Annotated in this window: 19 protein-coding genes and 1 pseudogene; 4 read left to right on the forward strand and 16 right to left on the reverse strand. The window is 38.6% G+C overall.

From position 1 onward, the window contains the following. Positions 1-9 precede the first annotated feature (9 nt). The 3 genes and pseudogenes from MKZ10_RS16335 to MKZ10_RS16345 all read right to left on the reverse strand — a co-directional run bounded on the left by MKZ10_RS16335 (position 10) and on the right by MKZ10_RS16345 (position 2,283). The gene (locus tag MKZ10_RS16335; protein ID WP_342505974.1) at positions 10-804 is read right to left on the reverse strand and encodes an ABC transporter ATP-binding protein; all 795 of its coding nucleotides are present in this window, start codon (positions 802-804) and stop codon (positions 10-12) included. A gap of 222 nt (positions 805-1,026) precedes the next feature. Further along, positions 1,027-1,361: pseudogene (locus tag MKZ10_RS16340) on the reverse strand (arsenate reductase). A gap of 70 nt (positions 1,362-1,431) precedes the next feature. Next, complete coding sequence (locus MKZ10_RS16345) at positions 1,432-2,283, reverse strand: helix-turn-helix domain-containing protein (RefSeq protein ID WP_342505975.1); 852 nt, start codon at positions 2,281-2,283, stop codon at positions 1,432-1,434. A gap of 195 nt (positions 2,284-2,478) precedes the next feature. Here MKZ10_RS16345 and MKZ10_RS16350 point away from each other — a divergent pair, with 195 nt between their 5' ends. The 3 genes from MKZ10_RS16350 to MKZ10_RS16360 all read left to right on the forward strand — a co-directional run bounded on the left by MKZ10_RS16350 (position 2,479) and on the right by MKZ10_RS16360 (position 5,365). Further along, positions 2,479-3,360: a hypothetical protein gene (locus tag MKZ10_RS16350; RefSeq protein ID WP_342505976.1), complete on the forward strand. Its 882-nt coding sequence runs from the start codon at positions 2,479-2,481 to the stop codon at positions 3,358-3,360. 29 nt (positions 3,361-3,389) lie between these two features. Beyond that, the gene (locus MKZ10_RS16355) at positions 3,390-4,274 is read left to right on the forward strand and encodes a hypothetical protein (RefSeq protein WP_342505977.1); all 885 of its coding nucleotides are present in this window, start codon (positions 3,390-3,392) and stop codon (positions 4,272-4,274) included. Between the two features lie 590 nt (positions 4,275-4,864). Further along, on the forward strand, positions 4,865-5,365 hold the full coding sequence (locus MKZ10_RS16360) for a hypothetical protein (RefSeq protein ID WP_342505978.1): 501 nt from the start codon (positions 4,865-4,867) through the stop codon (positions 5,363-5,365). Between the two features lie 161 nt (positions 5,366-5,526). On the opposite strand, the gene arsC is transcribed toward MKZ10_RS16360, so the two are convergent. The 12 genes from arsC to MKZ10_RS16420 form a co-directional block, all read right to left on the reverse strand. Beyond that, the gene (gene arsC, locus MKZ10_RS16365; protein WP_342505979.1) at positions 5,527-5,946 is read right to left on the reverse strand and encodes an arsenate reductase (thioredoxin); all 420 of its coding nucleotides are present in this window, start codon (positions 5,944-5,946) and stop codon (positions 5,527-5,529) included. A gap of 27 nt (positions 5,947-5,973) precedes the next feature. After that, positions 5,974-7,269 (reverse strand): arsenic transporter, encoded by a 1,296-nt coding sequence (locus MKZ10_RS16370; protein ID WP_342505980.1) that lies wholly within the window; start codon positions 7,267-7,269, stop codon positions 5,974-5,976. A 14-nt stretch (positions 7,270-7,283) separates the two neighbouring features. Continuing rightward, positions 7,284-7,607: a metalloregulator ArsR/SmtB family transcription factor gene (locus MKZ10_RS16375; RefSeq protein WP_342510255.1), complete on the reverse strand. Its 324-nt coding sequence runs from the start codon at positions 7,605-7,607 to the stop codon at positions 7,284-7,286. A gap of 411 nt (positions 7,608-8,018) precedes the next feature. Beyond that, positions 8,019-8,795: a sulfite exporter TauE/SafE family protein gene (locus MKZ10_RS16380; RefSeq protein ID WP_342505981.1), complete on the reverse strand. Its 777-nt coding sequence runs from the start codon at positions 8,793-8,795 to the stop codon at positions 8,019-8,021. 62 nt (positions 8,796-8,857) lie between these two features. After that, complete coding sequence (locus MKZ10_RS16385; RefSeq protein ID WP_342505982.1) at positions 8,858-9,085, reverse strand: sulfurtransferase TusA family protein; 228 nt, start codon at positions 9,083-9,085, stop codon at positions 8,858-8,860. Between the two features lie 49 nt (positions 9,086-9,134). Continuing rightward, positions 9,135-10,262, reverse strand: a complete 1,128-nt coding sequence (locus tag MKZ10_RS16390) for an MBL fold metallo-hydrolase (protein WP_342505983.1) — start codon at positions 10,260-10,262, stop codon at positions 9,135-9,137. A gap of 81 nt (positions 10,263-10,343) precedes the next feature. Beyond that, positions 10,344-10,907, reverse strand: coding sequence for a sulfurtransferase TusA family protein (locus MKZ10_RS16395; protein WP_342505984.1), 564 nt, complete (start codon positions 10,905-10,907; stop codon positions 10,344-10,346). 23 nt (positions 10,908-10,930) lie between these two features. Continuing rightward, positions 10,931-11,233, reverse strand: a complete 303-nt coding sequence (locus MKZ10_RS16400) for a rhodanese-like domain-containing protein (protein ID WP_342505985.1) — start codon at positions 11,231-11,233, stop codon at positions 10,931-10,933. A gap of 5 nt (positions 11,234-11,238) precedes the next feature. Then, a complete protein-coding gene (locus tag MKZ10_RS16405; RefSeq protein ID WP_342505986.1) occupies positions 11,239-11,586 on the reverse strand; it encodes a rhodanese-like domain-containing protein in 348 nt (115 codons plus the stop codon). Positions 11,587-11,605: 19 nt separating this feature from the next. Next, positions 11,606-12,082 carry a DsrE/DsrF/DrsH-like family protein gene (locus MKZ10_RS16410; RefSeq protein WP_342505987.1) on the reverse strand — a complete coding sequence of 159 codons (477 nt, stop codon included), beginning with the start codon at positions 12,080-12,082 and terminating at the stop codon, positions 11,606-11,608. A gap of 64 nt (positions 12,083-12,146) precedes the next feature. Beyond that, positions 12,147-12,407 (reverse strand): metal-sensitive transcriptional regulator, encoded by a 261-nt coding sequence (locus MKZ10_RS16415; protein WP_342505988.1) that lies wholly within the window; start codon positions 12,405-12,407, stop codon positions 12,147-12,149. 106 nt (positions 12,408-12,513) lie between these two features. Continuing rightward, the gene (locus MKZ10_RS16420; RefSeq protein WP_342505989.1) at positions 12,514-12,723 is read right to left on the reverse strand and encodes a hypothetical protein; all 210 of its coding nucleotides are present in this window, start codon (positions 12,721-12,723) and stop codon (positions 12,514-12,516) included. A gap of 107 nt (positions 12,724-12,830) precedes the next feature. Here MKZ10_RS16420 and MKZ10_RS16425 point away from each other — a divergent pair, with 107 nt between their 5' ends. Further along, positions 12,831-13,013: a hypothetical protein gene (locus MKZ10_RS16425; RefSeq protein ID WP_342505991.1), complete on the forward strand. Its 183-nt coding sequence runs from the start codon at positions 12,831-12,833 to the stop codon at positions 13,011-13,013. Between the two features lie 232 nt (positions 13,014-13,245). Here MKZ10_RS16425 and MKZ10_RS16430 read toward each other — a convergent pair whose 3' ends face one another. Further along, positions 13,246-14,940, reverse strand: a complete 1,695-nt coding sequence (locus MKZ10_RS16430; RefSeq protein WP_342505992.1) for an FAD-dependent oxidoreductase — start codon at positions 14,938-14,940, stop codon at positions 13,246-13,248. Between the last annotated feature and the right edge of the window lie 281 nt (positions 14,941-15,221).

Consider the following 15,221-nt stretch of genomic DNA (forward strand, 5'->3'; position numbering starts at 1 on the left):
AGGAAAGGACTACCTTTCTCTTTGACATAATTGATAGGATAAACAAATTGGATTAGCACTGAATGGGCAAGTCGCTAGACTGGCATCTATATTAAATACCAGTTGTAGATTTGAACAAGTCATCACTTTTTCCGGCGTTCCCTCTGTTATTAACGCACCATTTTTCATTGCAATCATGTAATGAGAAAAACGAGAGGCATGATTCAAATCATGCAACACCATCACAATCGTTCGTCCCTCTTCTTCATTCAAACGTTTTAACAGAAGTAAAATATCTAATTGGTGTGCTAAATCTAAATAAGTCGTTGGCTCATCGAGTATAAGAATCTTAGTGTCCTGAGCGAGTGCCATCGCGATCCACACGCGTTGTCGTTGACCACCAGACAATGCTTCAATGGGACGATCCTTAAACTCCTGCAAACCAGTCACTTCGATTGCCCAGTAAATATAGTCATAGTCTTCTTTTTTTAGAGAGCCAAATCCATTTTGATGAGGAAAGCGACCGTAAGAAACAAGTTCAAACACCGTTAATCCACTTGGTGCTTCTGCTGTTTGTGGTAAAATCGCCATCTTCTTCGCTACTTCCTTCGTTCCCAGCTGATGTATCGCCTGCCCATCCAAGTAAACAGCGCCACTTTTCATTTTTAATATGCGGGAGATAGCCTTTAAAAGCGTTGATTTACCACAGCCATTCGGACCAATGATCGTCGTAATTTTCCCCTCAGGAATGGACACACTTAGATCATCTATAATAAGCGAATTCGAATAGCCAATTGCCGCTTGTTCTATTGTAAAAGCTGCCATTCTAGACTTCCTCTCTATTTGAATAATTCCTAGATAATAATGATTATTGTAATTGATAACGATTATCAATCTCACGTATTATGTTAGATACTTTTTTGAAAATTGTCAACAGAAACCTGTATAAGTATATGTGATAGTTATGTGACTAATTGATGAATGGAAATTAAAAATAGGTGCCTGCTGCTCAAACTGTATTGTTTAAGCAACAGACACCTATTTTACTTATTCGTTTGTTTCAGCAAACCGAGTAATTCTCACACCAATTTCATCACGCACACGCTGGAAAAATGCCCATTTTTCTTCATCTGTTCCTCCTGCCTTTGCTGGATCATCAAATCCCCAATGAGCACGTTTAACATGAGGCGGTGTCATTGGACATTTATCAGCCGCATCCCCGCAAAGCGTGACGACAAAATCTGCATTGTGTAAAACATGTGGGTTAATGTCATGCTCTTCAATACCTGCACTGAGTATCTGCCATTCATCACCAAAAAAGTTCCTTCCCCAACCATCTGACTACGACAAGAATTACGGTAAAATGTCTTTTTTAATATAATTAATCCTTCAATTAACTTAAATAATCAACAACTAAATATACAGCCCTCCATACTAGCAGCATATACCATCCTAACCATATAGCTTTATTTCATCTTCAAGAAGCTTAACTGCTGCAACTTCTTCAATAGCTGTTAGTATATTTTTTCCTTTCTGGATCCATTCTTTCCCCGACATTTCTATATGATTCATACAAATCCCTTTCCGAACGTAACAAATGGCAAGTCGAAAGTAGTCTTGATGCTGTTTGCATAGATTTATTATTTGCTCTGATTCTAAATAGGCCTCTTTAAATCTTTTCTCTTTTATCAAAAGAAGCATGATATTAATAGAAATATTAATTTTCAGGCGTTCAACATCTTGAAAATTTTTGTAGCGTTCAATACTTCTAAAAGTGAAATTTCTAATTTCCAGAGCAGTTTCAAGAGGAAAAAGAAATAGTATTGAATTGATTAAATAAATATCTATGATATAAAAGTGATTTCTCTTGGATAGTATATCCCATACTTTCTTTAAAGGAATTCGCGCTTCTTCAATGTTACTTGTTCTGCTTAATAAAATTAGGGAAGTACAAATTTTCGACAGATTCTTTATAAGAAGGTCTTCATTCCCCTTCAAGTATACTGAAGTATCGGAGAGTATATCATCTAAAATCTCTTCATTATTATATGATAGATTAAAAACTTTATTTATTATTTCTTCTCTAAAAGTATATTTATACCCATTTTTAATGTATTCAAATTCTTCGGGGGATATTTCTAGTTTCTCTAAAATTCTATTGAAAGTTGTTATTCGGATTCCAATGTTATAGTTTTCAAACTTCGAATAAGTACCTTGAGATAGTATACCTCTTGAAACATATTCTTGCGAATACCCCTTACTTCGACGAATATTGCCTATTATTTGACCTATTTCTTTAACCAATGAACATTCCCTCCCTTAAAAAATATTCATATCTGAATATTTCGTTTCATCTACTTGATTATACATTATACTGTAAAAAAAAGGGAGGGGATAATATGAGTGAAATACTAATCTCGTTATTAGATTTATGGTTAATTGGTACAGGTAAATAATTACTCTGAATCATTCAAAATTAAATTATGGGGGTAAGAGACTATGAGAAAAATATTTGCCAGTGTATTAGCATTGACACTCTTGATGCCTACACAAGCTCTTGCGAATGAAGATTTTTCAGACCTAGAATTTCCGGCTGGACAAGTGGATTTAAGTACATTACCTGTTGAATTTCAAGAAAAATTGTCCAAGCGTACAAAAGAGGTTAATGATTATCTGGAGAATCTAGAAGAACTACGTATTCAAAAAGAACTGGCAAGCAATGAGTTGTTAAAAGGAATAGCAACAACTCATTCTCTGGCTCGTTTTAATGATATTTCTACTAAACTGGAATACTATGAAAACAATTCTTTAGAAATTGTAGGACTAAAGAAAATTGTAAACGATAACCAAAATTTATTAATTCAGCCTTTATCAACTAGTAAGCAGGCAAGTGTAAAGGCTCCAACACTTTACTATGATAATGATGTAGCTAGTTATGTGTTATCTAGTGGTTGGAATTGGCTTTCAATCAACGGTGATAGGAACAACAAAGGAGACGACGGTTTTGGATTAAGGGTAAATCAAGAAATGGTCTCCGTAATATCTGATCATGTAACTACATGGGACAATTATGGAAATAAATATTTCCCACTTTATAACTCAATAACTTCGAAACACGGTTATTACCAAGAATTCGAGGATATGCATATGAATGGAATCGGCAGAGGTTATTCGGCGCATACAGGGAACTCATGGATGTTCTTTCGATTCTACAATGGTACACCTCTTGGTAAAACAGTGAACTTCAATGGCCAGTACGCTCATAATTGGGAGGGTTCTAATCTAACTGGACTCTCTGTTGGAGCCACAGGATTTGGAGGCTCCTTTTCAATTCTTAGTAAAGGATGGATGGTAAATAATTATTCCTTTAAAACGTTTTAAAATATAAATCATAATGGAGGTTATTATTTATGAAGAAGAAACTATTAGCTGGCGTACTAGGATTGGCACTCTTATTGCCTTCACAAGTTCTTGCAAATGATAGTTATAAAGACTTAGAGTTACCAGCTGGAAAAGTGGATTTAAGTACATTACCTATTGAATTTCAAGAAATATTGTCCAAGCGTACTGACGAGATTAATAATTATTTCGATGTTCTGCAAGAATTAAATTTTAAAGCTGAATTAGCTAAGAAAGAGGTTGAAAAACAAGAAAAATTCGGTGTAGTATCCATGAATATATTGTCTAAGTTTAATGAGGTTAATAATAAATTAGAGTACTACGATAACAACTCTCTTGAAATTGTAGGACTTGAAAAGATTGGACATGAAAATGATAGTCCACTAATGCAACCGTTCTCAAGTAAAACCCAAGCAGCTATAGATAAACCAACCGTTTATTACGACAATGACTCTCAATCATATGTTGCTACAACTAACTGGATTTGGAATCAAGCTAACGGTGACATCGATAACACAGGAAGAGATGGAGTCGGAATTGGTGTTACTCAGGAAGTACTTTCACTTTTCGATACTCATGTTAGTACATGGGATACTAGGGGAAATAAATATTGGCCAAGTAAATCTACCGAAGCATCTGCTCATGGATATCATATAGTGTTTGACGATAATTCAAATGGGGCTACTTATACTGCTCATAAAGGTACATCGTGGATGTTTTTCCGATTCTATAACGCTAAACCTGTTGGAAAACTAGTTAATTTCAATTCACGATATGACCATACTTGGAATAAAGTAACTATTAACGGAGTTAGTATTAGTGTATCAGGAATTGGACTAAATTTCTCCTCGGGTAGCGGCTGGACTACAACAAATTATTCAGGAATTCGTTTCTAACATAGTTGTTTAAATTAGTCCATAGGTATAGTAATCTAATCATAGGTAAATAAAATTTATGACAACCATTAAGAGGATAATTTCTCTTGATGGTTGTTGCTAGTTTGTACACAAATCAGTTAAAATGTGGAGAGTATAAGTCGGTAGGCATCAAGTTAAGCGAATCATGAAACAGTTAGACGTTCTTTCGACGATCGTGAATATATTACGATCATCCTCTTCCAGTGACAAGTAGAAGTTTGTGAAAACCTGTTAGAACAAGGGTTTGAAACGACAATTCTCAATGAGAAATGGCTTGCGGGTATTACATGTTTTAATACAATTAGAGCCAGCTGTTCTAACTAGGCTTCCGTTCTTGTTTTACAATTAAGGTAGGGCAAAAGCTATTCATTTTCAACATCGATGACGACCAGAAATAGACTTGACTTTAAATGTGCAGGATATTGACATAGTTCTAATGTGCTTTTTCATTGTAAATCTCTGCATTTGCATTGATTTCAAGACGCATTCCTAAATTTATTAAAAAAGTATTAATGAAAAAGTTGGCTTTATTAAATTATTACAACAAGTTTAAGTGAGGAGTTGGGAGTTTGAAAAATAGAAAATGGTGGGTACTTTTAGTATTGATATTAATCAGTTTAGGAGCACTATATTTATTAAATAGTTCTTCTACATTTCATGAAAAAATTTGTGAAGATATAAGTGCAAAGGGAGTAACTTGCACTGAGGTGTTATTTATTGATAACAATAATAACTTAATGTTCTTCAAAGACAATCAAAATTTAAGGTATGCAAAAATTGATGATGACTTAAATATTGTTGAAGTTGAAGCGGGAAGAATAATTTTAAATGAGTTTCCATATGATAACATACCATTAAGTTGGGTATCATCTGGTAATACGCTATTATGGGGACTAGCTTCTGAGGATGTTCACTCGATTTTAATTACTGGTGATAACGATATTCAGCCTAATATGTTTAAATTTGACAGAATCTTGCTATGGTACCAGGTTTTTGAAGATGGGGTGAAGTTTCCAGTATTGATAAATGCATATGATAAAGAACACGTCTTAATTTTTGGTAAAGAATAAGTAGTACAAGATAACTCAACTATATCACCAGAATTTTCTAGCCACTCTTGTCCTAACAGCTGCCCAAGGATAATTAGGTGTCTGGCTATCAACCAACTCCAAGTCTTTTGATAGCCAGACACATCTACTTACTGTTCTCTATAAAAATATCTCTTATTTACTTATTCCCCTGTTTCAGCAAATTGCGTAATTCTCACACCAATTTCATCACGCACACGCTGGAAAAATGCCCATTTTTCTTCATCTGTTCCTCCTGCCTTTGCTGGATCATCAAATCCCCAATGAGCACGTTTAACATGAGGCGGTGTCATCGGGCACTTATCAGCTGCATCGCCACAAAGCGTAACGACAAAATCTGCATTGTGTAAAATTTGTGGATCAATGATATCCGACGTTTGAGTCGTAATATCAATACTCACCTCATTCATCGCCTTCACCGCACTAGGGTTAACGCCATGCGCTTCAATTCCTGCACTAAGCACTTGCCATTCATCACCAAGAACCTTTTTCCCCCAACCTTCAGCCATCTGACTCCGACAAGAATTACCCGTACACAAGAAATACAATGTCTTTTTTGACATGATTAAATCCCCTCTTCTGCAATTAATTTATATAATCAACAACCATATATACAACCCAATTAAAGTCACTAAAAGTGTAGGTATCGTTAAAATAATACCGATTTTAAAGTAAGTACCCCAAGCAATTTTTACACCTTTTTGCGACAGGACATGTAGCCATAACAAAGTAGCTAACGAACCAATCGGCGTAATCTTTGGACCTAAATCTGAGCCAATCACGTTGGCATAAATCAATGCCTCACGAATCGTACCAGTCGTATTCGTTTCCGCAATCGCCAAGGCATCAATCATAACCGTCGGCATATTATTCATGATGGATGATAAAAACGCGGCAATAAAGCCCATTGACATCGTGGCAACAAATAATCCTTGGTCAGCTGCCAATTGAATAACATCCGAGAGCACACTCGTCAGACCCGCATTGCGCAAACCATAGACCACAACATACATTCCAATCGAGAAGAACACGATGGCCCAAGGAGCCCCTTTTAGCACTTGCTTCGTCTCAACGGCGGGACTTCTTTGCGCCATTACTAAGAAAAATATGGCCACAGTACCCGCAATTACTGAAACAGGAATCCCTATCAGCCCGCTTGAAAAATAACCAACCAATAATACCCCTAAAATAACCCAGGATAAACGAAACATCCGATGATCTTTAATCGCATCTTTAGGTTTTTTCACATCTGCCACATCGTACTTTCCAGGAATACTTTTACGGAAAAACAAATATAACACGACAATACTCGCCACTAACGCGAATAAGTTCGGCACAATCATCCGCGATGCATATTCAACAAAACCAATGCCGAAAAAGTCAGCGGAAACAATATTAACTAAGTTACTCACAACTAAAGGTAACGAAGTCGTATCTGCAATAAACCCACTCGCCATAATAAAAGGAAAAATCATCTTTTCACTAAAATTCAAATTCCGTACCATCGCCAGCACAATCGGCGTCAGTATCAACGCAGCCCCATCATTCGCGAATAAAGCAGCCACCACCGCACCAAGAATGCTCACGTAAATGAACATACGAACGCCCGAGCCTTTCGCAAAGCGCGCCATATGTAAAGCCGACCACTCAAAGAAACCAATCTCATCTAAAATTAAAGAAATAATAATAATGGCAACAAAAGCAAGCGTCGCATTCCAGACAATTCCCGTGACATCTATGACATCTTGAAAATTAACAACACCCACTAGCAAAGCAACAATCGCCCCACCACAAGCAGACCAGCCAATCGATAAATTCCGCGGCTGCCAAATAACAAATATAAGTGTAACAATGAAAATCAATACCGCCATTATCGTTAAAAACACCTTACGTCCTCCCTTTACTCACAACAGATGCGCAAACCTTGCGCTTCCAAATCAATAACCATTTCATCCTGTCCAGGCAGTTGTTCAAGGACATTTTGTATAAATGGATAATCGTCATGATCTTCATTAATCGAATAAAAAATCCATTTTCCTTTGCGCGTTTCTTTCACTAATTCAATATCTCGCAATTTTCGCAAATGTTGACTAATCGCTGGTTGACTCATATTGAACATCGCAGTAAACTCACAGACACAACAATCATGCGACTGCAGTAATTTCATCATCGTTAAACGCGTTTGATCGCCAAGCAATTTTAGTAATTGTGATGCTCTTTGCATATCTGTCTTCACGGACCATCCCTCCGTTTCTTAATTATCATATAACCAACTGCTTATGTGTGCAAGTGAATAGATTATTTCTTTCATAAAAAAGATGGGGCTGTCCGAAAAGTCAAAATGACAAGTCGGCAGCCCTTTTCAATGGTATGAATCATGATTTCCGTTCCGGTGGCGGACGCTTTCCGTGGGCATGGCTTCAGCCAATCGAACAGCAAAGGGTTCGATTGGCCGTATTTCTGCGTACTTCGCGGAAATTAAGGCATCTGCCCCGCTGCGGGGTCTTCAGCTCATGCTATTCCCACTGGAGTCGCCGCCACCTCCACTCCAATCATAAACAGTAAGCAAATGTAATCCCTCTATAAAAAAAGTTCCTTCGTACTTATTGGACAGTCCCACCCTTTTTATCCCTAGTCAAATAATATCAATCCAAATTTTAACGGCGGTTGCTAAAATAAGTACTGCTAAAATGACTTGTAAAATCTTTGTATTCAACATTTTCCCGATTTTCGCGCCAAGCGGAGCCGCAATGAGACTAGCAATAATCATTATGAACGCCGGCCAGTAATCGACTTGTCCTGTCATGAGCTTACCGATACTCCCTCCAATGGAAGAAATAAATGTAACAGCGAGACTCGTTGCGATTGTCATACGCGTTGGAATGTTCAGGACGACAAGCATAATAGGCACAAGCAAAAATCCCCCTGCAGCCCCGACAATACCAGACCCAACGCCAACAATTAACGCCAAAATGGCAGCTAACGGCTTATTAAATGTTACTTCATATAAGGGTTTGTCATCCACCTGTTTCTTCGGAATAAACATCATAATGGCCGCAATTGTTGCCAGCACTCCATACACAACATTCACACTTTGTTCTGATAAAAAGGACGAGCCAAAACTTCCGATAAAGCTTCCGACTAAAATCGAACCACCCATATAAATGATAAGTGATTTATTTAAGTAGCCCCCTTTACGGTAAGCCCAAACACCCGCAAGTGAAGCAAATAATACTTGGACCGCACTAATGCCCGATACTTCATGCGCCGAAAAAGCGGCTAAGCCAAATAAGGGTGGGATGTAAAGCAGCATTGGATATTTAATAATGGAACCACCGACGCCTAGCATACCCGATAGAAAAGAGCCGATAAATCCTATTAAAAATATAATCACTATAAATATAATATCCACAATTCTTTCCTTCTTCCTTATAAAGATGGCGGGTTTCGAAATTCGAAAACCCGCCGATTCCATTACGCTTTTTTAATAAAGATTTTTAGTACACCAGCATCATCTGTTTGCTCCAAAATCTCATGGCCACCTGCATTTGCCCATGCTGGGAAATCGACTGCAGCACCTTTATCTGTGACATGTACTTCCAATACTTCACCTGAAGCCATTGCAGCCATTGTTTTTTTTGTACGAACAATTGGCATTGGACAGGCTAATTCTTTTGCGTCTAGTATGTTGTTTGCATTCATTTTTACAATCTCCATTTCAAATTTTAGTTTTGTCAGTGTACCTATTTCTTTAACGTACTGCACATCGGTTTGGCCCAATTTCCATAGCTGTTTGCTCGTCGTTATCTGGTGTGATTTTCCCCATATTCACTTGACGGATTTCTTGATAAGCATTCGGTTGTGGTGGTAGGTTAGCTGTCACCATACTTCGGAACGTCACTTCATCCTCAATAGTTAAACCATGATTTTCTACGAATAGGTCACCTAAGCGTTTTGCCACTGTTCCATCCTCATTTAACTCTTCAATGATCATGAAATGGGCTGGCAACACGATTAGGTCATCCGCCAATTCACGGTAACGGCTATATAGTGTTTCACGTAAATCGCCTACCCAGTCTTCAGCCAGACCTGCCAAATCAGGGCGACCAATGGAATCGACAAATAAAATGTCACCTGTCAGCAAATATTGTTCATCTACTATAAACGAAGTAGAACCAATCGTATGACCTGGTGAATAAATGGCGCCTACCTCCATTTTGGATGTACCAATTTGTACGGTTAAACCATCTTCAAGTGCTGTATAATCAAACACGACTTCTTCTGCATCTTTCGATGGTAAGTAGTACGTTGCACCTGTTGCTTCAGCGATATGGCGACCGCCTGAAATATGATCTGCGTGTAAATGCGTATCAAACACATGCTTGATGGTGACATTTTTCTCCGCCGCAAAGTTTATAAATACTTCAGTAAAGCGAACAGCATCAATAATTGCTGCTTCCCCTTCAGAAATCACCATATAGGAAAGACAGCCTTTTCCTAAACGAACGAATTGATATAGCTCGCCGCCATTCGCTAAATCGCCTACTTTGATTGGCTCAAGGTACGTGCTCCAAGACTTCATACCCCCCGCTAAGTAACTAACTTCTTGCCCTTCTTCTGCTAGCATATCAGCTACCATAATTGACGAACCTTCTTTCGCACAGACAACAAGTACATCTTTATCGGTTGGAATTTGAGGAAGAATCTCATCTACGCCGTCTAATAGTTCGAAATAGGGAATGTTGACGTATTCGAATTGATGGCCCTCAATTTTCCAATCTGCGAATGCATCTGCGTTACGTACGTCCAAAATGAATAATTCTTTGTTATCGATAACTTTGCGTGCAACATCTGCCGCGGTCCATTTATTTACTGCCATCTTTTTACCCCCGTAGGTATTATTTTCGAGATTTTTTAGTGAAAGAGCTGTTCCACCCTTTCACGCAGTCTTTCATAGTCATTAGACTATTTTTATTAAATCGCCTGACCAAGCAGCCATACCTGGTAGGACATTGTATACGTTTGTAAAACCGTTTTTTTCTAATTTTTGCGCTGCTAAATCGCTACGTTTACCTGTACGACAAACCACATAAATTTCTTGTCCTTTTTCTAGTTCACTCAGACGCGCCTCCAATTCCCCCATCGGGATCGATTTCGCTCCTGCGATGTGTCCAAATGCAAATTCTGCTTCCTCGCGAACATCTAAAATAATGCCGCCATTAGCTGCACGTGCAACAATCTTATCAGTAGAAATCGTTTGTTCAAACGTTTTTTCAATCAATTCATCGGCTGAACATTTGCGGATGTAGTGCATCATCACATCGCCTTGCTCTGTCGTACCGATATATTGATGACCCACTGCTTCAGCCCAAGCAGCTAAGTCTGCCTTTGATCCCTTATCTGTTGCAATGACTTCTAAAATTTGTCCATCTACTAGCGTTGCCATTACCTTTTTTGTTTTAACGATTGGCATTGGACAAGCCAATCCCTTTGCATCCACCTGTACATCTGCTTTAATTGTCATGCGAAATCCTCCTCAACCCTCATTTAATCAAGATCGGCTTCACTTTCCCATGCCATCATGCCACCTACCATATTCGTTACGTCAAAGCCTTGATCTTGTAACAACGCAGTCGCTTGACCACTTCGTCCACCTGAACGGCATATCAGAATGTACGGCTTCTTTTTATCAAGTTCATGCATACGGAATTCGAGCAAACCTAGTGGAATATTAGTAATTCCTTCAATATGTCCTTCTTGTACTTCCGCTACTTCGCGTACATCGATTAGGTTTAATGCCTCACCATTTACCATTTTGAATGCCAGTTCTTGTACTGTAATTTCCTTCACTCTACTCATCCTCTCCATGCACTCATGCCACCACGGACATTCGTTACATTGCTATATCCTAATTTTTTTAATTGCTTACAAGCTTGACTGCTCCGCATACCACTTTGACAAATGACAATAATTCCTTTGTCCTTCGGCAACTTCGAAAAATCTGAGCCAAGTGGCATATTTTTAAATTGACGAATGTTACGCCCTTTATATTCAGCCGGCGTTCGAACATCGACAAATATTTTATCTTGATCGCCAACAATTCCTTTTAGTTGGTCCGTTGAAATCGTTTGAATCCCTTTTGCCGGCATCATGCGCCAAACGATAAATACAATGACCAAGCCGACTACAATAGCTATTTCCATTTTGACTCTCCTCGTCTATTTAGATGAATAAATTCACATTTCCATTTTCTGCATCCGCTAAATAAGCGGCAACACCAGCATACTGTACGCCGTCCAATAGCTCTTCCTGTTGTAAACCTAGCAGATCCATTGTCATCGTGCACGATACCATTTTAATGTCTTGTTCCTGTGCCATTTCAATTAACTGCGTTAATGTCAATGCATTATGCTTTTTCATGACATGCTTAATCATTTCAGGGCCCATACCCGCCATTTGCATCTTCGATAGCCCCAGCTTTTCTGCTCCACGCGGCATCATACGTCCAAACATTTTCTCTAAAAAACCTTTTTTCACGGGTACATGCTCTTGTTTTCGTAGTGCATTGATGCCCCAAAATGTATGAAATATTGTCACTTCATGATCATAGGCAGCTGCACCATTTGCAATAATATACGCCGCCATTGCCCTATCATAATCTCCACTAAATAAAACGATGGTTGTTCTTTTCTTATCCATTCCGTCATCTCCATTTACCTATACCCGTATGGGTATTAAATTGATTAAAAATATAAGCCGAAAATTATCGGCTTTTCACAAGTAGATTGACTGCTTCTTGCACGAACTCATTCATTTTTGATTGATCACCTTCTGCATTTTGCACACACTCTACTAAATTTTCACTAACGATAACGCCAATGGTACGATCTACGCCAGAACGTACAGCTGACAGTTGCGTAATGACTTCCTTGCAATCTTTTCCTTCTTCCATCATACGTAGAATACCTCGAAGCTGACCTTCTAAACGTTTGACACGGTTTGTGACCTTGTTATCATACTCCATTGCCCACACACTCCCTTCTGTACACCCACATATTATACCCCGGCAGGTATGTTGTCAATAAATAAAACTAAACGAACAAAAAAGACATCAAATACTGCTTGAAAAATCATATTTTTTCTTTATTCTTCAAAACAAATATCTCCCTAACAAAAGCACCTATTGCTGCAGATAAAAAGATGATAGCTATTAAGTTTATCACTCTCACAAATGGATAGGGTGTGTACATAACTTGTGCACTTTGAATAATCACAAGCATTCCCCAAATAATGGACATCACTGCTAAATATTTAGGCGTAGCTTCCCTTCGTTTCTTCATTATCATTCCTCCGTCTTTCTAATTACACAGCAATTAGTTTTTGTTCATATTGTACGTGTGAATCTCTATAATCTATTGTATACTAAAAGACGTGAAGGTGATTTTACATGGAGAGCAAAATAATTGAAATGCTTGAAAAAATGCAATCACAGATGGATGGTATGCAAACGCAAATGAATGAACGATTCGACGCTGTTGATAGCAGATTCGATGCAGTTGATTTAAGACTCGATACAATCGATATGCGCATGTATGGGCTCGCTGAACACTTTGAGGAACTTTACAATTGAAGTTCGAGATGACTTGACCAAGGACATCAGATACTTAAAACATAAAGTCGCTGTAATTGAACGTGATGTATTTTTATTAAGCCCAGACCAATAATTTGATAGTCGAATGACGGTCTTCTACGTAAAGTAGGCTGTCTTTTTTTATTGTCTTCCATTCGAAAAACACCAGCTATCCGTTATTGAATGAACTGGTGCTTCTATTTTTATCTTTTCTCACTACACACCAATTGAGTTAGTTAAAATTATATGCTGTCACAATTGGTTCGCGACCTGTTGTTACATCATGATAATATTCATATAAACAAATTCCTAAAAACGAGCCAGAAATATTGACGACACTTGTATACCCACTGTTCTGTAGTGCCATTACTGCATTATAACTACGTTGGGCAGAACGACAGTGAACATATACAGGTACATCTTTTGGTATTTCATCCATGCGCTCGCGTAATTCACTAAGTGGAACATTGCGTGCATTCACTAGATGGCCATTTGCAAATTCACCTTTTTCACGAACGTCGATAATAACCGCGTTTTGTTCTACCAATTCACGGACTTCGGATACGTGGATTTGCTTAAAGCGACCATATAAAACATTTAGAGCAACAAGTGCTGCTAGATTCACGACATCCTTTGCCGTGCTAAACATCGGTGAGTACGTTAACTCTAGCTCTTTTAGGTCCTCCAACGTTCCTCCCATCATAATCAGTGTCGCAATGACATCTATACGCTTATCTGCATTTCCTTTTCCAATCGCCTGAGCACCTAAAATTTTACCCGTCGGCACTTCAAATACTAATTTGAAATGGAGTGGGTTACTATTTGGCATCAAACCAACTTTGTCTGGCGCAATTATATACACGCTATCCGCTTGAATCCCCGCCTGTTTCGCTACTTTTTCATTAAGCCCCGTCGATGCACAAGCCAAATCAAAGATTTGAATACTTGACGAACCAATGACCCCCATATTTTGATGAGGAATACCATACATATGATCTGCTGCTGCACGTGCTTGACGTTGAGCTGGTCCAGCAAGTGCTAATCGCGTTGGTTTACGTAATAATTGATGATACACTTCAATGGCATCACCTACGGCATAAATAGAAGGATCATTCGTCCTATAATTCGCATCTACTTTGATACCGCCAAGTTCCCCAATCTCCAAGCCCGCTTCTTTCGCAAGCCTTGTCTCTGGACGTACGCCTACCGCAAGGATAACCGCTTGTGCTTTCACTATTTTGCCTGAGTTTAACTCCACATGCGTGTCCGCCACTTTCGTAAGCCCATCACCAACAATCACCTCAACACCTTTATCCATCATTTCCTTATGCAAAATTTGTACCATATCATTATCAAATGGCATCATAATTTGATCCGCAAACTCAATCAGTGAGACATCGCGTCCCGCTAACCGTAAGTTTTCAGCGACTTCTACACCGATGAATCCACCGCCAATCACTGCGATATTATCAATATCATTCATTTGTACAAATTGATGTAATCGCTCTATATCTACTACATTACGTATTGTAAATACATGTGGAGCATGAACACCTTCTATAGTAGGCACAATCGGGCTCGCTCCCGGTGATAGCACCAACGTATCGTAGTGCTCCTCATACTCTTCTCCTGTGACTACATTTGTCACTGTCACTGTCTTAGCTTCACGATTAATCGATAGGACTTCTTGCTGAACACGGGCTTCGATATTATATTTTGATTTAAAGGCGACCGGATCCATCAAGATGAGCTTTTCACTATTTTCAACAATGCCACTTAAATGAAAGGGCAAAGAGCAATTTGAAAAGGATACATGGGGTCCTTTTTCAAACATGATAATTTCCGCTTGTTCATCCATACGTCGAATACGCGCTGCCGTCGAGGCACCTCCAGCTACGCCTCCTATCACTACAACTTTCTTACTCAATTCCGTCATCCCCTTCCTTATAATCAATTACGCCTCGGCGGTAATTGCGTCCAGATTTTGAATCGAGCAAGCTCGATTAACTCCTTTCAAAATCTGTGACATCCGCCGGAGGCCCTATCTTTCTTCAGCTGGCCTTTAACACCCACCAAACAGAAAAACAAAATCGCGTTCACCTCACCACCTATAGCGATAAGAGTCTTCTGCTGAATAAAGATAAAATACTATGACACCACTATATACCCCTATAGGTATATAGTCAAAAATATTGCTCTTTGAAAAAT

The sequence above is a fragment of the Sporosarcina sp. FSL K6-2383 genome (assembly GCF_038618305.1).
GTDB lineage: Bacteria > Bacillota > Bacilli > Bacillales_A > Planococcaceae > Sporosarcina.

What these genes read in the sequence shown, in the direction of transcription:
- MKZ10_RS16385 (WP_342505982.1), bottom strand. Translation starts at nt 9,085, where the DNA reads ATGAATGCAAACAACATACTAGACGCAAAAGAATTAGCCTGTCCAATG.
- MKZ10_RS16405 (WP_342505986.1), bottom strand. Translation starts at nt 11,586, where the DNA reads ATGGAAATAGCTATTGTAGTCGGCTTGGTCATTGTATTTATCGTTTGG.
- MKZ10_RS16335 (WP_342505974.1), bottom strand. Translation starts at nt 804, where the DNA reads ATGGCAGCTTTTACAATAGAACAAGCGGCAATTGGCTATTCGAATTCG.
- MKZ10_RS16395 (WP_342505984.1), bottom strand. Translation starts at nt 10,907, where the DNA reads ATGACAATTAAAGCAGATGTACAGGTGGATGCAAAGGGATTGGCTTGT.
- MKZ10_RS16350 (WP_342505976.1), top strand. Translation starts at nt 2,479, where the DNA reads ATGAGAAAAATATTTGCCAGTGTATTAGCATTGACACTCTTGATGCCT.
- arsC (WP_342505979.1), bottom strand. Translation starts at nt 5,946, where the DNA reads ATGTCAAAAAAGACATTGTATTTCTTGTGTACGGGTAATTCTTGTCGG.
- MKZ10_RS16390 (WP_342505983.1), bottom strand. Translation starts at nt 10,262, where the DNA reads ATGGCAGTAAATAAATGGACCGCGGCAGATGTTGCACGCAAAGTTATC.
- MKZ10_RS16425 (WP_342505991.1), top strand. Translation starts at nt 12,831, where the DNA reads ATGGAGAGCAAAATAATTGAAATGCTTGAAAAAATGCAATCACAGATG.
- MKZ10_RS16355 (WP_342505977.1), top strand. Translation starts at nt 3,390, where the DNA reads ATGAAGAAGAAACTATTAGCTGGCGTACTAGGATTGGCACTCTTATTG.
- MKZ10_RS16375 (WP_342510255.1), bottom strand. Translation starts at nt 7,607, where the DNA reads ATGCAAAGAGCATCACAATTACTAAAATTGCTTGGCGATCAAACGCGT.
- MKZ10_RS16415 (WP_342505988.1), bottom strand. Translation starts at nt 12,407, where the DNA reads ATGGAGTATGATAACAAGGTCACAAACCGTGTCAAACGTTTAGAAGGT.
- MKZ10_RS16410 (WP_342505987.1), bottom strand. Translation starts at nt 12,082, where the DNA reads ATGGATAAGAAAAGAACAACCATCGTTTTATTTAGTGGAGATTATGAT.
- MKZ10_RS16420 (WP_342505989.1), bottom strand. Translation starts at nt 12,723, where the DNA reads ATGAAGAAACGAAGGGAAGCTACGCCTAAATATTTAGCAGTGATGTCC.